The sequence below is a fragment of the Pseudomonas sp. PLMAX genome (genome assembly GCF_046042685.1).
Lineage (GTDB): Bacteria > Pseudomonadota > Gammaproteobacteria > Pseudomonadales > Pseudomonadaceae > Aquipseudomonas > Aquipseudomonas putida_AE.
This window is the reverse complement of sequence record NZ_CP064949.1, coordinates 1,069,601-1,091,663: the sequence shown is the minus strand read 5'-3', so window position 1 is coordinate 1,091,663 and position 22,063 is coordinate 1,069,601. Positions and strand designations below refer to the sequence as shown.

Genomic DNA, 22,063 nt, shown 5'->3' with positions numbered 1-22,063 from the left:
CTCAAGATTTGAAGCGTGAAAAGTAAATAATAACGCCTTTAAAGATCGTTAAAAAAAACAATGCACGCATCTACTTTATTGTGCGTGGATACGCTTTAGGATCTCTAAGGTCACGGTGAGCTACTCGTTTGCCCGTAAAATCCTCACCGCATTTTGACACATCACGCATGTGCGCTCTCCATTTCGGAAGAGACGCCCGTTTCGTGACGAAAAAACAGGATACAGGTATGATAGCACTGCCAACTCATAACAGGAAGTTATATGGAACACGTAAAACTCACAAAAATAGATATAAAAAACTACAGATCATGTGTCTCTACCAACTTTGAACCTACACCAACCCTTTCTGCGCTAATTGGTCCGAACGGCAGTGGAAAAACAACAGTACTTTCGGCCCTCCAACTCCTCATCAAGCTTCATGCTTCTTCGAACTATTATCGGCGACGTAGTCCAGATCCATACTCATCTGACTGCGTGATCACGGCTACCTTTAAGTGGCACGGAAAGAACGTAGTTTATAAGGCACAAATTAGTTTAATCAACACTGAACGCAATGAAGACGAGATAATAGCAGCCACTGAATCATGGACGATGCCGACTGTAATCGGAAGTCGTAAACAGATGCCCATACCCTTGGGTGCACTGAGTAACGACTATCGGTATCCTGGCCAAAGCTTTAGGGAAACGTTAGTAGGCCACATCGGACGCTTGTCTGGAAATCAAGAAACTGCCGAATCTGCAACGCAGGCTATTTTGGATATTTCGCAATTCATTGCTTCGATTAGCTACTATAGTGCTTCCGTATTCACCAACCCCTCAAGCTCCCCAATCTCGTTCGAGGTTGAAGGCGACTCGATGGTTCGAAGAGGCGCCATCGGTGTAGGACACAAAAAGTTTCTTTACGATCTTTACACAGCGTACCGCGATGACACTGAAGACTTCAAAAACTATTGTGAAATCATCGGCAGCGACGGCTTAAACCTTATCGATCAGTTGACTTTTCATGCAATTGAAACATCTTCTTCAACTTACAAAGTTTCAGTCGGGGGACGGATCACTAATCGGGAAAAGAAAACAAACCTGATTGTTCCAAATTTCTTTATCTACGGTAATGCACTGTCCCCAAGCCAGCTATCTGAAGGCACTTTTAAAACCTTAGCTTTAATATTCTACATTATGACAAACCACGGATCTATGTTATTAATCGAAGAACCAGAGGTTTGCGTACACCATGGCTTACTCTCCAGCATAATTGAACTGATAAAATCATACAGCCATGAAAAACAAATTATAATATCAACACACTCCGATCAGTTGATTGACCATATTCCTTTGGAATCAGTCTTTAAAACGACACGCTCGGAGGAGACAACCTCTGTAACTAACATCACTAAGGAGCTGGGATCTGAAGAGCTCAAAGCCCTGAGGGATTACTTACAAAATGAGGGTGGCCTTGGACAATATTGGAAGCACGGAGAGCTGTAAATGGCCATAAAGATAGGCATTATTGCGGAAGACGATAGCGATGTCGATGTGATAAAAGAAATCCTTGGAATGTATCTACCGCAACCAAGCTTTAGCACAAAGAAGTTTGTAGGGAAAGGCTGTGGAAAGCTAAGAGCAAAATGTGCGGCTTGGTCTATCAATCTTTCCACTCAAGGCTGCGATCACATATTAATTTTCCACGACCTAGATCGATATGACGAGCACACTCTAAGAAAAGAATTATCTGATAAGCTCAACCCTACCGGATTAAAGAATACATTAATTGTAATTCCTGTGGAAGAACTTGAGAGCTGGCTCCTCTCCGACCTCAATGCCATTAAAGAGATTTTCGCCATTAAATCTGAGATCAAGCAGATAGCCGACGTTGAGAAGGTAAAATCTCCCAAGGAGCATTTGCAAAAACTAGTCAAAAAACTTTCAAATAAACCATACATAAACACAATACATAATAAAAAAATTGCTTCTAAACTCTCCATTAAACAACTGATGTGCTGCCCTTCCTTTCACCCCCTGAATGATTATATCAGCAACCAGATAGCCAAATAAGCTTACTTCATTCCTTACTCGCAACAAGGCCTCCTCTATCAGAGTTTTAATCGGCAGGGGGCTTTTGCATTATAACGCCCACCCTGATGAGGCTTACTGTAAATAGTTGCGGGGCCTGTTTGGTTAATCAGATCCCGCCCCCCCCCACAACCTCTCTCATCTTAGCACTACGAGGCACTTGGAAAACTTCCGTACTTTTAGTTTCACGATTGGTGTCGAACCGTTGAACCCACAGTCATCTTCTGCCGGTCATTGCCAAGGAGCATTCTGGTCAAATCCGGCCCAAAGGACCGGTTAAATCGACGCAAACAATGGGGCAAGCTAGAGCAATTACCCAACCAGAGGTGACATGAGCTAGGCTTCCCGAACCATCACTCAGGGACGATAGCCATGTCGGATAACCCCGAAGCTAAGATCGCTACGGCGGACGCGTTAACCTTGCTCCTGCATAATCAGCATGCCTTAGCTGCTGCCATAGAAGAAGTGACCATGTGGCTTTCAGCGAATGGTGTAGACAGTGTTGCAGCTAACGCTATTTCGGCCATAGAAACGCTGGACACCAATGCTCAAGGCATCACTGACGCCATCATGCAATTACGCCAGTCGTAGCTTCATCTAACGCCCCCTCTTCCATGAGCGAGCCATCGGGGACTACCTTCGACCAGAGGCCGTCTGTTGGACGCAGGTGGCAAAATTGCTCAAAACAATCGCAAATGGCCTTCAAGAGAGCGGCTGCTTTAGACTGGCTTTATGTGGGTAGAGTATTCACTTTGGTTGCATTGCTTTTGAGTACAAAAAGGCGGTTGCACCGAACCATAGAGGAAATTTCGATGACGGCTAGCAAGCCAGTGATGAAGATGGCTGAGTTACTTGTATTCGCGAAGCCTCTCGCCACCGGCTTCATAGGAGCTGAAGTCTGGCGGGTCGCATCCTATCTAGGCGCGAATTTCGCTCCTAAATTGTCTGATGTAGCCCTAGGAGTTCAAATTAGCGGCATAGTAGCCAGTTTGCTGCTTTGCTTGGTTTACCTATTCAATCGAGGGGCGCACATCACTGCTGCACGAATGGCCCTCAGTGGTCGTCTGGATCTGCTTGTCGCTGTCGGTATAGGCATCTGGGTAAATGAGCTGACCTCACCCTGGCTAACCAAAGGCCACACATTATTAAAGACAGTGGATCCTAATTGGACGCCAGCAGTGTTCCTTCTGCTATGCACCGTGTTGTTATCACCACTGGTTCAGCAGTACTGGCGTAGACCAAGCAGAATGATCCCCCAACTGTACTTCATTGCAGATGAGGAAATTGGAGACGATAACGAAGATTTGCTAGCGACCAAGGCGCAAGCCAAGTCATTCGCAGAGACAGTTCTTGCAAGCGGAGCCCATCCAGGGCTTGTTTTTGGGATCGATGGTCCATGGGGGGTAGGCAAGACAAGCTTCATAAATCTTGCAGAACGTCACTGGGCAAACGCAGAAGACAAGATCATCCTTTGCCGATTCGAACCACTTCGGTATGCATCTGAGCCTGACCTTGCGGACCGGCTGATTAGAGATTTAACTGCTGCGATTCAACGTACGGTCTTTGCGCCAGAGTTTCGTCCAGCGGCATCACGTTACTCCCGATTGATAAAAGGTAAGGCCGACGTTTCTTTCCTTGGCTTCAAACTCTCGGTGGAACCTTCGCAGGAGACCGTTGATGAACTGCTGGATGATATTGACGAGGTCCTCAGGCGCATCGGCCGTCGGGTCATTATCGTCATTGATGACCTTGATCGCTTGGACGCGAAAGCTACAAATACCGTTCTGTTTGCAACTCGTCGGACGTTCAAACTCTCGCAGGCAACCTACATCCTCTGCTATGACACAGAAGTACTTGCTGGCAGCCAAGAAGAAGGTTCTAGAGCGAGAGAATTTCTTGAGAAGTTTGTTACTGTCAAGCTAAGCTTGTTTGTTGATAGCTCAAGGATTCGCGACTTCCTGCGAAAGGACTGGCAACACACCGACAACCAACTTGGTTCGATTCCTTCCGACACCATGTTGAAGCTTGGGTCCGTTCTCAATGGGTTGGCGAGCATACTTGAAGGTGATCTAGCGGCAAATTATCTACCCCTTGTGGGCGATCTACGCAAGGTGAAGCGCTTCGTTAACGCCACGCTGCTCATGCAACTTGAGAGAATCGACTTGGGGCGGACGGATTTCCATAAAGGCGATCTGATCAATCTTATTCTTATACATCTTAACTATCCCGGATTGTTCAGGCGTATCTATGCCGAGGAGACTGCAGGGCGTGCTGGAACTTTTTCTTTAAACCGAGAATACGGACAGAGCAAGTTCAGTAACTCAGCTGAATTCTCCAAACTAGTGTCAGATACACAAGGCTCGGAGGTGTTTCTATTGAAGCAACTTTTCGATGTGGAAACCCTAGCGCTTCCTGAACGATCTGAGGTGGAGGAGGCAGTTCTGGCAGCACGTGCTTGCTTTAATCAGGACTCATTCAGGAATTTGGAGGCTTACCTCAACCTCATCGTGAGGTTCGCCACTCCTGAACCCCAAAAAACCTATGTTCTTTATCAACATGCCGTGGAAAGAGTTCAAAAAGGGGGGAGCATCGTTTCAGTTCTGACGTCGCCTGACTTCCAATTGGAAAAAGGCGAGCATGCTCATGATCAGTTTTGGAGGGTGCTCGTCAATCAATCTCACAACTTCACCCAATCTGTTGCCGAGGACGCTATCAATACGCTTGTTGACTACCTTCCGCGCTATTCGTCAGTCACGAATGATGATAGAGGATTGCGGCACAGGTCGATCTACTCCCTGCTGCGGCTTTTAGAAAGTGCTGGTTGGGGAAGGACATCAGGTAAGCGTCTCCCGAATTCAAAAGAGAATGTGGTTGAGATTGCATGGCGGATTTTTGGCGAAAAAACCTACGAAGGAAAGGGGTTACTTCAACGCCTTGCTAGCAACGACCGTGGCGTTCTTGGCTGGAATGATCTTATGCTGTTCAGGCTCCAGTGCTCCGCAGATCGTCAAGGGCAGTTGCATAACCTGCATTCAGCTCTCATCTTGCATGAAGATCAAAGTTCTGAGACAACTGGCTGGGTCAATGAACGTGCATTACGCGGAATGAGAAGGCTATCTCAAGAGATTTTTGAATTATTTAAGACTACCTATATCGATACGCAGGAGAATTTTTACTCAAAAGTCAATGAAACCCCAATTGAAGCATTTACTGGTGAAGCTTCATCTCAACTTCTTCATGATGCTTCAATTGACGAGGCATCCGTACAAAATACCGACTCGCTAGCCTTTGGCGTTTCCTCAGCACGCAATACTGTGAAATCATTTGTTATTTACCAGCTGAGCAATTCCCTACCTCCAACTGGATCCGGTGTAGGGTGCGGATATTACGATACCACCGGCGAGGACGATGATGGAAGTATTGCAAAACTGATGAACGAATATGTGTTCGGATTTTGCTTTAATCCCGAACTCCATCAGGATAACGCCTTTCACTTTCTCGACCATTGTTTATCAAGATTAAGCAATAGCTACTTCATGAATGGCCATGAACGTGGCTACGTTGCATCCAAGGTTGAACTCACGAGCGGCTTCGATCCGAAGGCGATTGGACGGTACTGGAGGAAACATCGAGAACTCATTCGCCTCAGGATACTGGAGGTCGAAGATCGCTTTGTATTTACATCTAACTATAAAGCATCGTATAGCGAAGACCTGGGTGGGGTCTTCGATGCACTCGATGAATTGGCAGATGAAACGATGGTAGTGGATGGGAAGCCTGAGTAGCGCTTCGCAAGAGACCTTGGTTTTCTGTCGGCATGCGCCTTCACGTCACGAAAAGGCTCATGACTCAAAGCCACACCAATGGCGTGAAAACACCGGTCCATTCGGTGTGGAGTGAGCGTGAGTCGTCCCCCCCGTTTGCCGCATCAGCGGCGTTAGAGAGTGTCGGCATGAGTCGAACACTACCTCCCGTGCGGTCTATTCAGGACATCCACTTAACTGATACATTTCCCGTTCGCTCCCTTGGGAAAGGGCTGTGATTTACGTGGCCTTCAGCGGATGCATCTCGATTTATCAGTACATCGACTACCCGGCGGACAACCACAAGCTTGGCTGGAACGAGATGCTCGCCTGGCTGCGCCAGAAGCGCTGGCAGAGCATGAGTTTTGGCGGGAGTGTTTACCTGGTGCTGCTGATTCCGGTGGTCAACATTCTGATGATGCCGGCGGCTGTGGCCGGGGCGACCTTGTTCTGGGTCCGTGAGCGTGGGGCGGAGAATCTGGTGACCCAGCGCTGAGTCGGTCACAAATCCATCATCCTGTCGTCACAACGCCGACATGGCCTCAGGCCACACTGAGGTCATGACGACAGCTCTGCATATCACCCTGATCACCGAAACCTTCCCCCCGGAAATCAATGGCGTGGCCAACACCCTTGGGCGCCTGTGCGACGGTTTGCGCGCGCGCGGGCATCAGGTGGAACTGGTGCGTCCTCGCCAGGGCTGCGATCAATCGGCGAGCAGCGACGATGAGTTGCTGCTGTGCCGAGGCTGGCCACTGCCGGGCTATCCCGGGCTGCAATGGGGGCAGTCGTCGATGCACAAGCTGCTGCGGCGCTGGAAGCGCCATCGCCCGGATGTGCTGTATATCGCCACCGAAGGACCGCTCGGCCTGTCGGCCTTGCGCGCAGCACGACGCCTGGGCATCTCGGTGGTCAGCGGCTTTCACACCAACTTCCAGCAGTACTCCAGCCAGTACGGCTTCAGCTTGCTGTCTCGCCTGCTGACCCACTATTTGCGCTGGTTCCACAATCGCTCGAACCTGACGCTGGTGCCCAGTGTCAGCCAGCGCATGGAGCTGGAACGTCGGCATTTCGAGCGCCTGGCGTTGCTGTCCCGCGGGGTCGACAGCCAGTTGTTTCACCCGGCCAAACGCTTGAATGCGCTGCGCGATCAATGGGGGCTGGGGGAAAAAGACATCGCCGTCATCCATGTAGGACGGTTGGCTGCGGAGAAAAACCTCGGGTTGCTCAAACGCTGTTTCGACACGCTCAAGGCTACTTATCCACAGCGCACCTTGAAGCTGATTGTGGTGGGCGATGGCCCGCAGCGTCTGCAGATGGAAAGCGAATTACCGGAAGCGATTTTCTGTGGGGCACAACGAGGCGAAGCCCTGGCCAGTCATTATGCGTCGGGGGATGTGTTTGTGTTTCCGAGCCTGACCGAAACCTTCGGCAATGTAGTGCTTGAGGCGCTGGCCTCGGGGCTGGGGGTGGTGGCTTACGACCAGGCAGCAGCGGCGCAGCATATTCGCCATGGCTACAACGGGGTGCTGGCGATGCCGGGGGATGAGGAGGCGTTTTGCGATGCCGCGGTGTGGTTGCTGGAGAAGCGCGAAAACTTGCGTTGTCTGCGGCTAAATGCGCGCCAGCATGCGAGTCGCCAAGGTTGGGCGGCGATCATTGAACAGTTCGAGGGGCAGTTGCGAGGGGCTTGTGTTGGGGAGGTGGTGGTGCCGAATGCACCGACCATTCCCTGAGATTTCTGGTGATTTCAAGTCCGTCTTCGCGAGCAAGCCCGCTCCCACATTTTGCAATGCGTTCCCCTGTGGGAGCGGGCTTGCTCGCGAAGAGGCCCGAACAGACGCCGCTTAAACCAGCGTCATCAACGCTTCACGGCTGAACGGCAGGATGTCTTCCTCGCGACCGTCACGCACTTTCTGTGCCCAGTCCGGGTCCACCAACAGCGCACGCCCCACCGCCACCAGATCGAACTCGTCGTTATTCAGACGCTCCAGCAGTTTTTCCAGGCTGGCCGGCTGCGCCACCTTGTCGGTGTTGACCATGAACTGCAGGAACTCGCCGTCCAGGCCAACGCTGCCCACGGTGATGGTCGGCTTGCCGGTGAGTTTGCGCGTCCAGCCTGCCAGGTTCAGTTCGGAACCGTCGAACTCCGGCTCCCAGAAACGGCGTGTCGAGCAGTGGAAAATATCCACGCCAGCGTCGGCCAAGGGCTTGAGGAAATCGCCCAAGGCCTCTGGCGTCTGCACCAGGCGCGCGGTGTAGTCCTGCTGCTTCCACTGGGAGAAGCGGAAGATGATCGGGAAGCCTTCGCCAACCGCGGCACGTACCGCCTGGATCAATTCGATGGCGAAACGCGAGCGGTTGGCCAGGCTGCCGCCGTATTCGTCGGAGCGCTGGTTGCTGCCTTCCCAGAAGAACTGGTCGACCAGGTAACCGTGGGCACCGTGGATTTCCACGCCGTCCATGCCAATGCTCTGGGCATCCTTCGCCGCTTGGGCGAACGCGGCAATCACGTCCTGAATGTCCTGCTTGGTCATGCCGTGAACCACGACCTGGCCGTCCTTCACTTTTTCCGATGGACCGTAACCTGGCACGCTGGCGTCCGGCTCGGTGCCGATGCGACGCACGCTGCCGACATGCCACAGTTGCGGAACGATCTTGCCGCCCTCGGCGTGAACCGCATCGACGACTTTCTTCCAGCCGGCCAGGGCCGCTTCACCGTAGAAATGCGGCACGTTCGGGTAGCCGTTCGAAGCCTTGTGCCCGACTGTGGTGCCTTCGGTGATGATCAAGCCCACGCCGGCGGCGGCGCGACGACGGTAGTACTCGATCACTTTGGAATTGGGTACGCCGCCCGGCGAAAACGAACGGGTCATCGGCGCCATGACCACACGGGTCGGCAATTCGAGGCTGCCGAGGTGGAACGGTTTGAACAGGGCTTTAACGGGCATTTGGACGCTCCACGGAAGAATGACTTTATGACGGCGATAATATGGAGAGTCCGACGCCTTGAACAGCATTATTGATCAGCGTGATTAAGGGTCAGAAGGAGGGAACACTGTAGGAGCGAGCTTGCTCGCGATGAACCTGAGAACGCTGCGGGGTGTCAGGCTGGCAGCGTTATCGTTAACGACCATCGCGAGCAAGCTCGCTCCTACAGGGGAGGTATCAGGCCAGGGCTTTTTCGATCGCCTGAACCACACTCGGATCATCCGGCGCCGTACGTGGCGAGAACCGCGCCAGCACACGACCGTCTTTACCCAGCAGGAATTTCTCGAAGTTCCAGGTAATGTCGCCGGGGAACTCCGCGCCCTCGCCCGCCAGCAGCTTGTACAGCTGATGACGTTCGTGGCCGTTGACTTCCAGCTTGCTGGACAACGGAAAGGTCACGCCATAGTTGAGGTTGCAGAAGTCCTTTATTTCCTGCTCGGTACCTGGTTCCTGCCCGGCAAACTGGTTGCACGGCAGGCCCAGCACGCTGAAACCCTTGCCTTTGTATTGCTGGTAGAGGTTTTCCAGCGCCGCGTACTGCGGGGTCAAACCGCATTTGGAGGCCACGTTGACCACCAGCACGACGTGCCCCTTGAAAGGGGCCAGAGGGAGCGCCTGACCATCCAGGGCTGTCAAATTAAGTTCGTGAAAAGCACTCATGACGTACTCCAGATTCCCGTGTTCTTCTCGAAACAGCCACTTGGTGGTGTCGCCTGGAACAGCCGCAGACTAAAAAGGCGCCCTCGGGGCGCCTCTCCAGCTATCTGAGCTTAGCGCAGAAATCAGTGGTGATGGCCACCTTCGCCATGGACGTGACCATGGGCGATTTCTTCCTGGCTGGCATCACGGATGTTGATGATCTTGACCTGGAAGTTCAGGCGCTGACCCGCCAACGGGTGGTTGCCGTCTACGGTGACGTCGTCGCCGTCCAGATCGCGGATGGTCACGATCTGCATCTGGCCGTCCGGAGCGGAAGCGTGGAACTGCATGCCCACTTCCAGCTCATCAACGCCTTCGAACATGCTGCGGCTCAGGGTGCTGACCAGTTCGGCAGCGTACTCGCCGTAGGCATCTTCCGGTTCAACGGCCACGGTCAGCTCGTCGCCGACTGCTTTGCCTTCCAGGGCCTTTTCCAGGCCCGGGATGATGTTGCCTGCGCCTTGCAGGTAGACCAGCGGCGCGCCGCCGGCTGAGCTGTCGATGACCTCACCAGCGTCGTTGGTCAGGGTATAGTCGATGGAGACAGCCTTATTGGCGGCGATCAGCATGGGGCGAGACCTTTTGCATAAGAATATTGAAAGACCCAGTTTAGCGAAGCAATCGCCCGAAAGCGAACACAACCCGGACAGACGGGATTCGACGATCACGGGCTTTCATCAGGACGAAGACGGCCACTGGGTGGTCGAGCTTTCCTGCGGTCACACCCAGCACCTTCGGCACCAGCCACCCTGGCAATCCCGGGCCTGGGTCCTGGACCCTGCGCAACGCCTTGAAAAAATAGGCCAGCGCTTTGACTGCGGTTGGTGCGCACAGGGCTCGGTTAGCGATAACCTTGGCGACTGAATTTCGGTAGATCGTCAGATATAGATGATCACCACTGCCATGCACCTCTAGAGAATCCGCATGCAAACTTTTTTTATCGCACCCACCGATTTTGGCGTGGGCCTGACCTCCATCAGCCTCGGGCTGGTACGCACCCTCGAGCGGGCCGGCCTCAAGGTCGGCTTTTTCAAGCCGATTGCCCAGCCCCATCCGGGCGACACCGGACCCGAGCGCTCCACCGAACTGGTGGCGCGCACCCACGGCCTGAAGCCGCCGCAACCCTTGGGCCTGGCCCATGTCGAGCGCATGCTTGGCGATGGCCAGCTCGATGAGCTGCTCGAAGAAATCATCACCCTTTATCAGCAGGCCGCCATCGGAAAGGACGTGTTGATCGTCGAGGGTATGGTCCCGACCCGCAGCGCCAGCTATGCCGCACGGGTCAACCTGCACCTGGCCAAGAGCCTCGATGCCGAAGTGATCCTGGTTTCGGCACCGGAAAACGAAGTGCTGACCGAACTGTCCGGTCGCGTCGAACTGCAGGCGCAATTGTTCGGCGGCCCCAAGGACCCGAAAGTCCTCGGCGTGATCCTCAACAAGGTCAAGACCGACGAAAGCATGGAGGCCTTCGCCGCCCGCCTGAACGAACACTCGCCGCTGTTGCGCAGCGGTGACTTCCGCCTGCTCGGTTGCATCCCGTACCAGCCGGAGCTGAATGCGCCGCGCACGCGAGACGTGGCGGACCTGATGGGCGCCCAGGTGCTCAACGCCGGCGATTACGAAACCCGGCGCATGACCAAGATCATCATTTGCGCGCGCACCATGCGCAACACCGTGGAGCTGCTCAAGCCCGGCGTACTGGTGGTGACCCCCGGCGATCGTGACGACATCATCCTCGCCGTGAGCCTTGCGGCCATGAATGGCGTGCCCCTGGCCGGCCTGTTGCTGACCAGCGACACCCTGCCCGACCCGCGCATCATGGATTTGTGCCGTGGCGCCCTGCAGGCGGGCTTGCCAGTGTTGTCGGTGAGCACCGGCTCCTACGACACCGCCAACCAGCTCAATGGCCTGAACAAGGAAATCCCGATCGACGACCGCGAGCGCGCGGAGATCATCACCGATTTCGTCGCCAGCCACCTCGACGCCAACTGGCTGCACCAGCGCTGCGGTACCCCGCGGGAAATGCGCCTGTCGCCAGCGGTGTTCCGTTACCAATTGATCCAGCGCGCACAGTCCGCCAACAAGCGCATCGTCCTGCCGGAAGGCAGCGAACCGCTGACCGTCCAGGCCGCCGCCATCTGCCAGGCCCGTGGCATTGCCCGTTGCGTGCTGCTGGCTAAACCGGCAGACGTCGAAGCCGTGGCCCGCGCCCAAGGCATCGAGCTGCCGCCAGGCCTGGAAATCCTCGACCCGGACCTGATCCGCGAGCGCTACATCGAGCCGATGGTGGCCCTGCGTAAAACCAAAAGCCTCAACGCACCGATGGCCGAGCAGCAGCTGGAAGACACCGTGGTGATCGGCACCATGATGCTGGCGCTCGATGAAGTGGACGGCCTGGTGTCCGGGGTCATTCACTCCACCGCCAATACCATTCGCCCGGCCCTGCAGCTGATCAAGACCGCGCCGGGCTGCACCCTGGTGTCGTCGGTGTTCTTCATGCTGTTTCCCGAAGAAGTGCTGGTCTACGGCGACTGCGTGATGAACCCGCACCCGAGCGCCAGCGAACTGGCCGAGATTGCCCTGCAAAGCGCCGACTCGGCGGCCGCGTTCGGCATCACCCCGCGGGTGGCGATGATCAGCTATTCCAGCGGTGAGTCGGCCAGCGGCGAGGAAGTCGAGAAGGTCCGCGAAGCGACATTGCTCGCCCATGAACAGCAACACTCGCTGCTGATCGACGGTCCGTTGCAGTATGACGCCGCCGCCAACGAAACCGTGGCCCGGCAACTGGCGCCGAACAGCCAGGTGGCCGGTCGCGCCACGGTGTTCGTGTTCCCCGACCTGAACACCGGCAACACCACGCACAAAGCCGTTCAGCGCAGCGCCGACTGCGTCAGCCTCGGGCCGATGCTGCAAGGCCTGCGCAAACCGGTGAACGATTTGCCGCGCGGCGCGCAGGTCGACGACATCGTCTACACCATCGCCCTGACGGCGATTCAAGCTGCCAACCGACCTATGGATGTGTAAATGCTGGATTTCCTGCCCGCGTTCTTACGCGGAGTAATCGCCGCGCTGCTGTTGGCGTTGAACACGATTTTGCTGTGCTCGTTCCTGTTCTGTGTGGCGCTGTTCAAGGTGTTGCCGTTCGCGCTCACCCAACGCATTGCCCAATGGCTGATGAGCCATACCCATGAGGCCTGGATCAGCGTCAACAAGGGCTGGATGAACCTGGTCCGGCGCACCCGCTGGCACGTCAGCGGCCTGCAGGGCCTCGACTATCAACACTCGTACCTGGTCACCAGCAACCACCAGAGCTGGGTCGACATCCTGGTGCTGCAATACGTGCTCAATCGGCGTATCCAGCCGCTGAAGTTCTTCCTCAAGCAAGAGCTGATCTGGGTACCGGTGATTGGCCTGGCGTGGTGGGCGCTGGGCTTTCCGTTCATGAAGCGCTACTCCAAGGCCTATCTGGAAAAGCACCCTGAGAAGAAAGGCAAGGACCTGGAAACCACGCGCAAGACCTGCGCGAAATTTCGCGATAACCCGGTGGGCATCTTCAATTTCGTCGAGGGCACGCGCTTCACCGAAGGCAAGCATGCCCAGCAGAAATCGCCGTTCCGTTATTTGCTCAAACCCAAGGCTGGTGGCATTGCGTTCGTGCTGGACGCCATGGGTGAGCAACTGGAATCCATCGTCAACGTGACCATCCACTACCCGGCCGGGCGTCCCGGTTTTTGGGATTTGTTGTGCGGGAATGTGACGGATGTGGTGGTGCACTTTGAGGAGCTGAAGATACCGCCGCAGTTCATTGGCAAGAATTATGACCAGGATGGTGAGTATCGATTGCAGTTCCAAGGCTGGATCAACCAGTTGTGGGAAGACAAGGATGTGCTGCTGGGGCAGATGCACCACGAATATCCAGCCAAGTAATCAGGTGTCTGTTATGGCCTCTTCGCTGGCAAGCCAGCTCCTACAATGATGGGCGGCCAGCGAAGGCGTCCGAACAGGCAAAAAAAACCCGCCGATGATCACTCATCGGCGGGTTTTTCATTTCTGGCTAAGGCTTAGATCGCGCCGCGTTTACGCAACAGTTCCAGCACTTGCTTCACGCCCTCTTCCAGCGACACGGACTGGGTGTCGATCACCAGGTCGGCATCCAGCGGCAAGTCGTACGGGAAGGATTCGCCCGGGATGTTATCCCCGGCCGCCGCGTAAAGGCCTTGCGGGTCACGCTCGGCACAGACTGTTGGCGAAGCCTGGACGTAGACCGTCAGCAGACGTTCCTTGCCGATCAGTTCCCGCGCCTGTTCACGACCTTCGGCACTCGGTGCAACGAACGCCGCCAGGGTCAGCAGACCGGCTTCGTTGAACTGACGCGCCACATGCGCGGCACGACGCCAGTTCTCGGTGCGCCCGGCGCGATCCTGTGGCAGACCTTTGTTCAGGTCGTGACGCAGGTTCTGGCCATCGAGCACGAACACCGCACGACCCAGGTCGAACAGCTTGCGCTCAACCGCATAGGCCAGGGTGCTCTTGCCAGCGCCCGACAAGCCGCTGAACAACACGGTGGCCGGTTGCTGGCCGAAGCGCTGGGCGCGTTCTTCGGTGGCAACGTGGGCCAGTTTGCCGTGGTGCGTGCTGGTGCCATGGGCCAACGGCTGGGCGACGATCATGCCGGCGCCGACGGTGCCGTTGGTCAGGCGGTCGATGATGATGAACGCGCCGGTGGTGCGGTTGCTGTCGTAACCGTCGAGGGCAATCGGCGCGTCGAGCGCGATCTTGACCTTGCCGATTTCGTTCAGCTGCAACGCGCTGGCCGGGCCTTCTTCCAGGGTGTTGACGTCGACCTTGTTGACGATGCTGGCGATGGAGCCCGGCACGTAGCTGGTGGCGCGCTTGATGTCGTATTTCTTGCCCGGCAGCATCGGCTCTTCGGCCATCCATACGAGCATGGCTTCGAAGCTGTCGGTCACCGGCGGCACGTTGTCGGCGTGAACCAACAGGTCGCCACGGGAGATGTCGATTTCGTCTTCCATGGTCAGGGTGACTGCCTGACCTGGACCTGCGTGTTCCAGCTCACCTTCGAAGGTGACGATGGATTTCACGCGGCTGCTCTTGCCCGACGGCAGCACCACGACTTCGTCGCCTTTCTTGACGATGCCGCTGGCCAGGGTGCCGGCGAAACCGCGGAAGTTCAGGTTCGGACGGTTGACGTACTGCACCGGGAAACGCAGGTCGGTGAAGTTGCGGTCGCCCGCCACTTCCACGGTCTCGAGGATTTCCATCAGCGACTGGCCGGTGTACCACGGCGAGCGCTCGGACTTGTTCACCACGTTGTCGCCCTTCAAGGCAGACATCGGCACGAAGTGCATGCTGGTCGGCTTGAGCTTCAGGCCTTCGGCGAACTGCAGGTAGTCGGCCTTGATCGACTCGAACACGCCCTGATCGAAGTCCTTGAGGTCCATCTTGTTGATGGCGACGACGATGTGCTTGATGCCCAGCAACGAGGCGATGAAGCTGTGGCGGCGGGTCTGGGTCTGCACGCCGTAGCGGGCATCGACCAGGATGATCGCCAGGTCACAGGTGGAGGCACCGGTGGCCATGTTGCGGGTGTACTGCTCATGGCCGGGGGTGTCGGCGATGATGAATTTGCGCTTGGCGGTGGAGAAGTAGCGGTATGCGACATCGATGGTGATGCCTTGCTCGCGCTCGGCCTGCAGGCCATCGACCAGCAGCGCCAGGTCGATGTCTTCACCGGTGGTGCCGACTTTTTTCGAGTCGCGGGTAATCGCTTCCAGGTGATCTTCGTAGATCATCTTGGAGTCGTGCAGCAGGCGCCCGATCAGGGTGCTCTTGCCGTCGTCGACGTTACCGCAAGTCAAAAAGCGCAGCAGCTCTTTACGTTCGTGCTGGCCCAGGTAAGCGAGGATGTCCTCGCTGATCAAATCAGATGCGTGCGACATGACAACCCCTTAGAAATAACCCTGACGTTTTTTGTCTTCCATGGAGCCTGCGCCATCGTGGTCGATGACACGGCCCTGGCGCTCGGAAGTTCGCGTCAGGAGCATTTCCTGAATGATGTCCGTGAGGCTTTCGGCCTCGGACTCCACCGCGCCCGTCAACGGGTAGCAACCAAGGGTACGGAAACGCACTTTCTTTTTGACGATGCGGGCTTTGTCTTCATCGCTCAGGTGTTCGAGGATGCGCTCGTCGTCGATCATGATCAGGGTGCCGTTCTTCTCGATGACTTCACGCTCGGCGGCGAAGTACAGCGGGACGATCGGGATGCCTTCCAGGTAGATGTACTGCCAGATGTCCAGCTCGGTCCAGTTCGACAACGGGAATACGCGGATGGATTCGCCCTTGTTGACCTTGCCGTTGTAGACGTTCCACAGCTCCGGACGCTGGTTCTTCGGGTCCCAGCGGTGCTTGCTGTCGCGAAACGAGTACACGCGCTCTTTGGCACGGGATTTCTCTTCGTCGCGACGGGCACCACCGAAGGCGGCGTCGAAACCATGCTTGTCCAGTGCCTGCTTCAGGCCCTCGGTCTTCATGATGTCGGTGTGCTTGGCGCTGCCGTGGGTGAACGGGTTGATGTTCTGCGCCACGCCATCCGGGTTGACGTGAGTGATCAGGTCCAGGCCCAGCTCGGCAACCATCTTGTCGCGGAAAGCGTACATCTCCTGGAATTTCCAGCGAGTGTCGACGTGCATCACCGGGAACGGCAGCTTGCCTGGGAAGAAGGCCTTGCGTGCCAGGTGCAGCATCACGGCGGAGTCTTTACCGATGGAGTACAGCATCACCGGGTTATCGAACTCGGCGGCCACCTCGCGGATGATGTGGATGCTTTCCGCCTCCAGCTGTTTCAGATGCGTCAGTTTGTCGACCATGGCTACTCACGAAATCTTTCTTATGAACGGCCAGCGGGCCGTGTTCGAGCGGGGAATCCTAGCACAGCGCCCCCTTCTAATGAGGACGCCAACTAGATCGAAAGAGCATATGAATATGCCCGCCTGTTTGGGCGCCGCGGACCTTTGTGGGAGCGGGCTTGCTCGCGAAGGCGGCGAATCAGTCAGCATAAATGTTGAATGACACACCGCATTCGCGAGCAAGCCCGCTCCCACATTTAGATCGGGTTGGGGCAATCGATGAAGATGTGTTCGAGGGCGAACCTGCGCGCCAGGTAGTCACCCAGCGCCTGCACGCCATACCGCTCGGTGGCATGGTGACCGGCGGCGATGAAGCTGATGTCGTTCTCACGGGCACTGTGGAAGGTCTGCTCGGACGCTTCCCCGCTCAGGTACAGATCGACACCCGCCAGCACCGCCTGATCGATGTAGCCCTGACCGCCACCGGTGCACCAGCCGACCCGGCGTATCATGTTGCCACCTTCGATCAGCAAAGGTTCGCGGCCCATCACCTCGCGCACGCGGCGGGCGAAGTCCCGGGGCGTCACGGGTTCGTTCAACGAACCGACCAGGCCGACGATTTTCAGGTTGTCCGGGTCCAGCGGACCTTCGACAGTGATGTCCAGCTGCCGCGCCAACTGCACGTTGTTGCCTACGTCAGGATGCAGGTCCAGCGGCAGGTGATAGGACAGCAGGCTGATATCGTGCTTGAGCAGCGTCTTCAGGCGGCGCTGCTTCATGCCGGTGATGCACGGGTTTTCGCCTTTCCAGAAGTAGCCGTGATGCACCAGCACCAGGTCGGCGTTGGCCTCCACCGCGGCATCGAGCAAGGCCTGGCTGGCGGTGACGCCGCTGACAATGCGCATCACCTGCGGCCGGCCCTCGACCTGCAGGCCGTTGGGGCAGTAATCGGCAATTTTCGAACTGCCGAGGTAACGGTCGGCTTCTTCGACCAGGGTGCTCAGGGCGACGGCCATAAAAGACTCCTAAATATCCCGTTCAGAGGCACGCGCGGCCTCGTATAATGCGCGTCATTATGAGCGGTCTCATACCGCCTGCAACTCTCTCAGGACGTGCTTAATGCTCAAGGCGCTGCGTTTTTCCGGCTGGCCGCTGTTGGCCGGCGTGCTTGTCGCTCTGTTAATCATCCAGCGTTACCCGCAGTGGGTCGGGCTTCCAAGCCTCGACGTCAACCTGCAACAAGCCCCGCAAACCACCAGTATGCAGCAAGGTCCGGTGTCCTATGCCGACGCGGTGACCACCGCCGCGCCGTCGGTGGTGAACCTGTACACCACCAAAGTCATCAACAAACCCAATCACCCGCTGTTCGAGGATCCGCAGTTTCGCCGTTTCTTCGGTGACAACTCGCCCAAGCAGAAACGCATGGAGTCGAGCCTCGGTTCCGGCGTGATCATGAGCCCGCAAGGCTACATCCTCACCAACAACCACGTGACCAGCGGTGCTGACCAGATCGTGGTGGCGCTCAAGGACGGCCGTGAAACCCTGGCACGGGTGATCGGCAGCGATCCGGAAACCGACCTGGCGGTCCTCAAGATCGACCTGAAGAACCTGCCGTCGATCACCGTCGGCCGCTCCGACAATATCCGCATTGGCGACGTGACCCTGGCCATCGGCAACCCGTTCGGCGTCGGCCAGACCGTGACCATGGGCATCATCAGCGCCACCGGGCGCAATCAGCTGGGCCTGAACAACTACGAAGACTTCATCCAGACCGACGCCGCGATCAACCCCGGCAACTCAGGCGGTGCGCTGGTGGACGCCAACGGCAACCTGACCGGCATCAACACGGCGATTTTTTCCAAGTCCGGCGGTTCCCAAGGCATCGGCTTCGCGATTCCGGTAAAGCTGGCCATGGAAGTGATGAAGTCGATCATCGAACACGGCCAGGTGATTCGCGGCTGGCTCGGTATCGAAGTGCAGCCGTTGTCCCAGGAACTGGCGGAGTCGTTTGGCCTGTCGGGGCGCCCGGGCATCGTGGTCGCGGGGATTTTCCGTGACGGTCCGGCGCAAAAGGCCGGCCTGCAATTGGGCGATGTGATCCTCAGCATCGACGGCGAGCCGGCTGGCGATGGCCGTCGCTCGATGAATCAGGTGGCGCGGATCAAGCCGACCGACAAGGTCGCGATCCAGGTGATGCGCAATGGCAAGGAACTGAAGCTAACGGCTGAGATTGGCTTGCGTCCGCCGCCTGCGCCGGTCAAAGAGAAAGAAGAAAACTAAGCAGGCAGCACAAAACCAATGTGGGAGCGGGCTTGCTCGCGAAGGTGTGTCAGTCGACACCCATGTCGCTGACACAGCTTCGAGCAAGCCCGCTCCCACAGGGTTTATAGGTCGCCGAGGCCGTCGATCAGTGCCTGATTCTGCTCAGGTGTACCGATCGAGATCCGCAGGAACTGGGCAATCCGCTCCTGCTTGAAGTGCCGGACGATCACGCCTTGCTCGCGCAGTTTGGCCGCCAGGCCTGCTGCATCGTGCTGGGGGTGACGGGCGAAAATGAAGTTCGCCGCCGATGGCAGTACTTCGAAGCCCTTCGCTTTCAACTGTGCGACGACCTTCTCGCGACTCTCGATCACCAGGCGGCACGTCTTGTCGAAGTACTCACGATCCTCGAACGCCGCCGCGGCCCCGACGTTCGCCATCCGATCCAGCGGATAGGAGTTGAAGCTGTTCTTGATCCGCTCCAGCGCCTCGATCAGGTCCGGATGCCCCACCGCCAAGCCGACCCGCAGACCGGCCAGCGAGCGCGACTTGGACAGGGTCTGGGTCACCAGCAGGTTCGGATAACGATCCACCAGGCTGATCGCCGTCTCGCCGCCGAAATCGATGTAGGCCTCATCGACCACCACCACCGAATCCGGGCTGGCCTTGAGGATCTGCTCGATGGCATCGAGTGCCAACAGGCAACCGGTCGGTGCGTTCGGGTTGGGGAAAATAATCCCGCCGTTCGGTTTGGCGTAGTCCGCCGGGTTGATCTGGAACTGCTCGTCCAGCGGCACCGCATCGAACTGGATGCCATACAAGCCGCAGTAGACCGGGTAGAAGCTGTAGCTGATATCCGGGAACAGCAACGGCTGATCGTGCTGCAGCAAACCGTGGAAGATGTGCGCCAGGACTTCGTCGGAACCGTTGCCGAGGAACACCTGGTTGCTCTGCACGCCGTAGTACTGGGCCACGGCATTTTTCAGCCGATCGCTGTTCGGGTCCGGGTACAGGCGCAGGTTGTCGTTCAGTTCAGTCTGCATCGCAGCCAGGGCTTTGGGCGATGGACCGTACGGGTTTTCATTGGTGTTGAGCTTCACCAGTTTCGCCAGTTTTGGCTGTTCGCCCGGTACGTACGGCACCAGGTTCTTGACGAACGGGCTCCAGAATTTACTCATCTCAGTTCCCCTGCTTGTCGTCGATGATGCGGTATTCGGCACTGCGGGCGTGGGCGGTCAGCGACTCGCCACGGGCCAGCACGGAAGCGGTTTTGCCCAGGTCGGACGCGCCCTGCTCCGAGCAAAAAATGATCGACGAACGCTTCTGGAAGTCGTACACACCCAGCGGCGACGAGAATCGCGCCGTGCCGGAAGTCGGCAACACATGGTTCGGGCCTGCGCAGTAGTCGCCCAGCGCTTCGCTGGTGTGACGGCCCATGAAGATGGCACCGGCATGGCGAATCTGCGGCAGCCAGGCCTGTGGATCGGCAACCGACAGCTCCAGGTGCTCCGGCGCGATGCGGTTGGCCACTTCGATGGCTTGCTCCATGTCGCGCACCTTGATCAGCGCACCACGGCCGTTGATCGAGGTTTCGATGATCTGGGCGCGTTCCATGGTCGGCATCAGCTTGGCGATGCTCGCGGCAACCTGGTCGAGGAACTCGGCATCCGGGCTGACCAGGATCGCCTGGGCGTCTTCGTCGTGCTCGGCCTGGGAGAACAGGTCCATGGCGATCCAGTCCGGATCGGTCTTGCCGTCACACACCACGAGGATCTCCGACGGACCGGCGATCATGTCGATACCGACCTGGCCGAATACGTGGCGCTTGGCAGTGGCAACGTAGATGTTGCCCGGGCCGACCACCTTATCGACCATCGGCACGCTTTCGGTACCGTAGGCCAACGCGGCCACCGCCTGGGCACCCCCGATGGTGAATACACGGTCGACACCGGCGATGCAGGCGGCAGCCAGCACAAGCTCGTTGATCTCACCGCGGGGAGTCGGCACCACCATGACCACTTCGGTCACGCCGGCGACCTTGGCCGGAATCGCGTTCATCAGCACCGACGACGGGTAGGACGCCTTGCCACCCGGCACGTACAGGCCGGCGCGATCCAGCGGCGTGACCTTCTGGCCCAGCACGGTGCCATCGGCCTCGGTGTAGCTCCAGGAGTCCTGCTTCTGCTTTTCGTGATAGCTGCGTACCCGGGCCGCGGCTTTTTCCAAGGCTTCGCGCTGGGGCACGGTAATGCGCGTCAGTGCCAGCTCCAGACGCTCGCGCGGCAGGATCAGGTCCGCCATGGACTTCACGTCCAGGCCGTCGAACTGACGGGTGAAGTCCACCAGCGCCGCGTCACCGCGCTCGCGCACGGCCTTGATGATGTCCAGCACTCGCTGATTGACCGAGTCGTCAGACACACTTTCCCAGCTCAGCAGATGATCCAGATGATGCGCGAAATCCGGGTCAGCAGCGTTGAGTCGGCGAATTGCAGTCGGTGCGGTCATAGCGAGAGCCTCATAGGATTGGCAAAAAACTCAGGCGCCCTAACTTAGCAGTCGTTTCCGCTTGGGCACCTGAGAATTCTGGCTATGAGGCGGATAGACGGGCGCGACTCAAGGCCGCGCAGGTGAATCAGCCGCGGTGTCGAGACTCCACTGCCTTGCGCAGGGTGTCGATCAACGCCTGGATACGGGCGTGCTGCATTTTCATCGAAGCCTTGTTGACGATCAGTCGGGAGCTGATGGCCGCGATGAAATCCTGTGGCTCCAGGCCGTTGGCCCGCAGCGTGTTACCGGTGTCGACCACGTCGATGATCTTGTCGGCCAGGCCGATCAGCGGCGCCAGCTCCATCGAGCCGTAGAGCTTGATGATGTCGACCTGACGGCCCTGCTCGGCGTAGTAGCGCTTGGCAACGTTGACGAACTTGGTGGCGATACGCAGGCGGCCCTTGGGCTCGACTGCGCCGACCTTGCCGGCGGTCATCAACTTGCACTGGGCAATCTGCAGGTCCAGAGGCTCGTACAGGCCCTGGCCGCCGTATTCCATCAGCACGTCTTTACCGGCGACACCGAGGTCGGCGGCACCATGCTCGACATAAGTCGGCACGTCGGTGGCACGCACGATCAACAGGCGTACATCTTCCTGGGTCGTGGGGATGATCAGCTTGCGGCTCTTGTCCGGATTCTCGGTCGGCACGATGCCCGCTTCAGCCAGAAGCGGCAGGGTGTCGTCAAGGATGCGGCCCTTGGACAGTGCGATGGTCAACATGGGAAACGTCAGTCCTTATCAAGGTACTCATGCCCGGTCGCAAATGGCGCCGGACATACATCGAGGGTGTAGACCACCCTCGACTTTGAACAATTCAACGGGCACTT

The 22,063-nt window shown here is 57.3% G+C and carries 19 protein-coding genes; 10 read left to right on the top strand and 9 right to left on the bottom strand.

The genetic code is table 11. The features are described from left to right. The first annotated feature begins 261 nt into the window (after window positions 1-261). The 6 genes from DKB71_RS04865 (at window position 262) to DKB71_RS04840 (ending at window position 7,609) form a co-directional block, all read left to right on the top strand. Window positions 262-1,485, top strand: a complete 1,224-nt coding sequence (locus tag DKB71_RS04865; protein ID WP_408599747.1) for an AAA family ATPase — start codon at window positions 262-264, stop codon at window positions 1,483-1,485. Then, entirely contained in the window at window positions 1,486-2,052 is a 567-nt protein-coding gene (locus tag DKB71_RS04860) for a DUF4276 family protein (protein ID WP_408599746.1), read from the top strand. A gap of 390 nt (window positions 2,053-2,442) precedes the next feature. After that, window positions 2,443-2,661, top strand: a complete 219-nt coding sequence (locus DKB71_RS04855) for a hypothetical protein (RefSeq protein ID WP_408599745.1) — start codon at window positions 2,443-2,445, stop codon at window positions 2,659-2,661. Between the two features lie 221 nt (window positions 2,662-2,882). Next, complete coding sequence (locus tag DKB71_RS04850; protein WP_408599744.1) at window positions 2,883-5,855, top strand: KAP family NTPase; 2,973 nt, start codon at window positions 2,883-2,885, stop codon at window positions 5,853-5,855. Between the two features lie 253 nt (window positions 5,856-6,108). After that, window positions 6,109-6,369 (top strand): EI24 domain-containing protein, encoded by a 261-nt coding sequence (locus DKB71_RS04845; RefSeq protein ID WP_408599743.1) that lies wholly within the window; start codon window positions 6,109-6,111, stop codon window positions 6,367-6,369. 40 nt (window positions 6,370-6,409) lie between these two features. Continuing rightward, the gene (locus DKB71_RS04840) at window positions 6,410-7,609 is read left to right on the top strand and encodes a glycosyltransferase family 4 protein (protein ID WP_408599742.1); all 1,200 of its coding nucleotides are present in this window, start codon (window positions 6,410-6,412) and stop codon (window positions 7,607-7,609) included. A 111-nt stretch (window positions 7,610-7,720) separates the two neighbouring features. Here DKB71_RS04840 and DKB71_RS04835 read toward each other — a convergent pair whose 3' ends face one another. The 3 genes from DKB71_RS04835 to DKB71_RS04825 form a co-directional block, all read right to left on the bottom strand. Further along, window positions 7,721-8,824 carry an NADH:flavin oxidoreductase gene (locus DKB71_RS04835; protein ID WP_408599741.1) on the bottom strand — a complete coding sequence of 368 codons (1,104 nt, stop codon included), beginning with the start codon at window positions 8,822-8,824 and terminating at the stop codon, window positions 7,721-7,723. 217 nt (window positions 8,825-9,041) lie between these two features. After that, entirely contained in the window at window positions 9,042-9,524 is a 483-nt protein-coding gene (locus DKB71_RS04830) for a glutathione peroxidase (RefSeq protein WP_274073994.1), read from the bottom strand. Window positions 9,525-9,646: 122 nt separating this feature from the next. Next, window positions 9,647-10,132 carry a peptidylprolyl isomerase gene (locus DKB71_RS04825; protein WP_008054392.1) on the bottom strand — a complete coding sequence of 162 codons (486 nt, stop codon included), beginning with the start codon at window positions 10,130-10,132 and terminating at the stop codon, window positions 9,647-9,649. Here DKB71_RS04825 and DKB71_RS04820 point away from each other — a divergent pair. Genes DKB71_RS04820 through DKB71_RS04810 form a run of 3 tightly spaced genes read left to right on the top strand, consistent with a single transcriptional unit; the run spans window position 10,101 to window position 13,490 of the window. Beyond that, window positions 10,101-10,427 (top strand): DUF3565 domain-containing protein, encoded by a 327-nt coding sequence (locus DKB71_RS04820; RefSeq protein ID WP_274073995.1) that lies wholly within the window; start codon window positions 10,101-10,103, stop codon window positions 10,425-10,427. The two genes, DKB71_RS04825 and DKB71_RS04820, sit on opposite strands and share 32 nt — an antisense overlap. A 60-nt stretch (window positions 10,428-10,487) precedes the next feature. After that, the gene (gene pta, locus DKB71_RS04815; RefSeq protein WP_323605568.1) at window positions 10,488-12,587 is read left to right on the top strand and encodes a phosphate acetyltransferase; all 2,100 of its coding nucleotides are present in this window, start codon (window positions 10,488-10,490) and stop codon (window positions 12,585-12,587) included. Further along, on the top strand, window positions 12,588-13,490 hold the full coding sequence (locus DKB71_RS04810; protein WP_408599740.1) for an acyltransferase: 903 nt from the start codon (window positions 12,588-12,590) through the stop codon (window positions 13,488-13,490). 134 nt (window positions 13,491-13,624) lie between these two features. Here the strand turns inward: DKB71_RS04810 and cysN are convergent, their stop codons facing one another. The 3 genes from cysN to DKB71_RS04795 form a co-directional block, all read right to left on the bottom strand. Next, entirely contained in the window at window positions 13,625-15,523 is a 1,899-nt protein-coding gene (gene cysN / locus DKB71_RS04805; protein ID WP_408599739.1) for a sulfate adenylyltransferase subunit CysN, read from the bottom strand. A gap of 9 nt (window positions 15,524-15,532) precedes the next feature. Continuing rightward, window positions 15,533-16,450, bottom strand: coding sequence for a sulfate adenylyltransferase subunit CysD (gene cysD / locus DKB71_RS04800; RefSeq protein ID WP_007970286.1), 918 nt, complete (start codon window positions 16,448-16,450; stop codon window positions 15,533-15,535). A 236-nt stretch (window positions 16,451-16,686) separates the two neighbouring features. Then, window positions 16,687-17,445, bottom strand: coding sequence for a Nif3-like dinuclear metal center hexameric protein (locus DKB71_RS04795; RefSeq protein WP_274073998.1), 759 nt, complete (start codon window positions 17,443-17,445; stop codon window positions 16,687-16,689). Window positions 17,446-17,548: 103 nt separating this feature from the next. On the opposite strand from DKB71_RS04795, the gene algW reads away from it, so the two are divergent. Next, window positions 17,549-18,709, top strand: coding sequence for a Do family serine endopeptidase AlgW (gene algW / locus DKB71_RS04790; protein WP_274073999.1), 1,161 nt, complete (start codon window positions 17,549-17,551; stop codon window positions 18,707-18,709). A gap of 104 nt (window positions 18,710-18,813) precedes the next feature. Here algW and hisC read toward each other — a convergent pair whose 3' ends face one another. The 3 genes from hisC to hisG form a co-directional block, all read right to left on the bottom strand. Then, a complete protein-coding gene (gene hisC / locus DKB71_RS04785; protein ID WP_323605559.1) occupies window positions 18,814-19,866 on the bottom strand; it encodes a histidinol-phosphate transaminase in 1,053 nt (350 codons plus the stop codon). A 1-nt stretch (window position 19,867) separates the two neighbouring features. Next, window positions 19,868-21,193, bottom strand: coding sequence for a histidinol dehydrogenase (gene hisD / locus DKB71_RS04780; RefSeq protein WP_274074001.1), 1,326 nt, complete (start codon window positions 21,191-21,193; stop codon window positions 19,868-19,870). A 127-nt stretch (window positions 21,194-21,320) separates the two neighbouring features. Continuing rightward, the gene (gene hisG, locus DKB71_RS04775) at window positions 21,321-21,956 is read right to left on the bottom strand and encodes an ATP phosphoribosyltransferase (RefSeq protein ID WP_008018703.1); all 636 of its coding nucleotides are present in this window, start codon (window positions 21,954-21,956) and stop codon (window positions 21,321-21,323) included. Window positions 21,957-22,063: the final 107 nt, after the last annotated feature.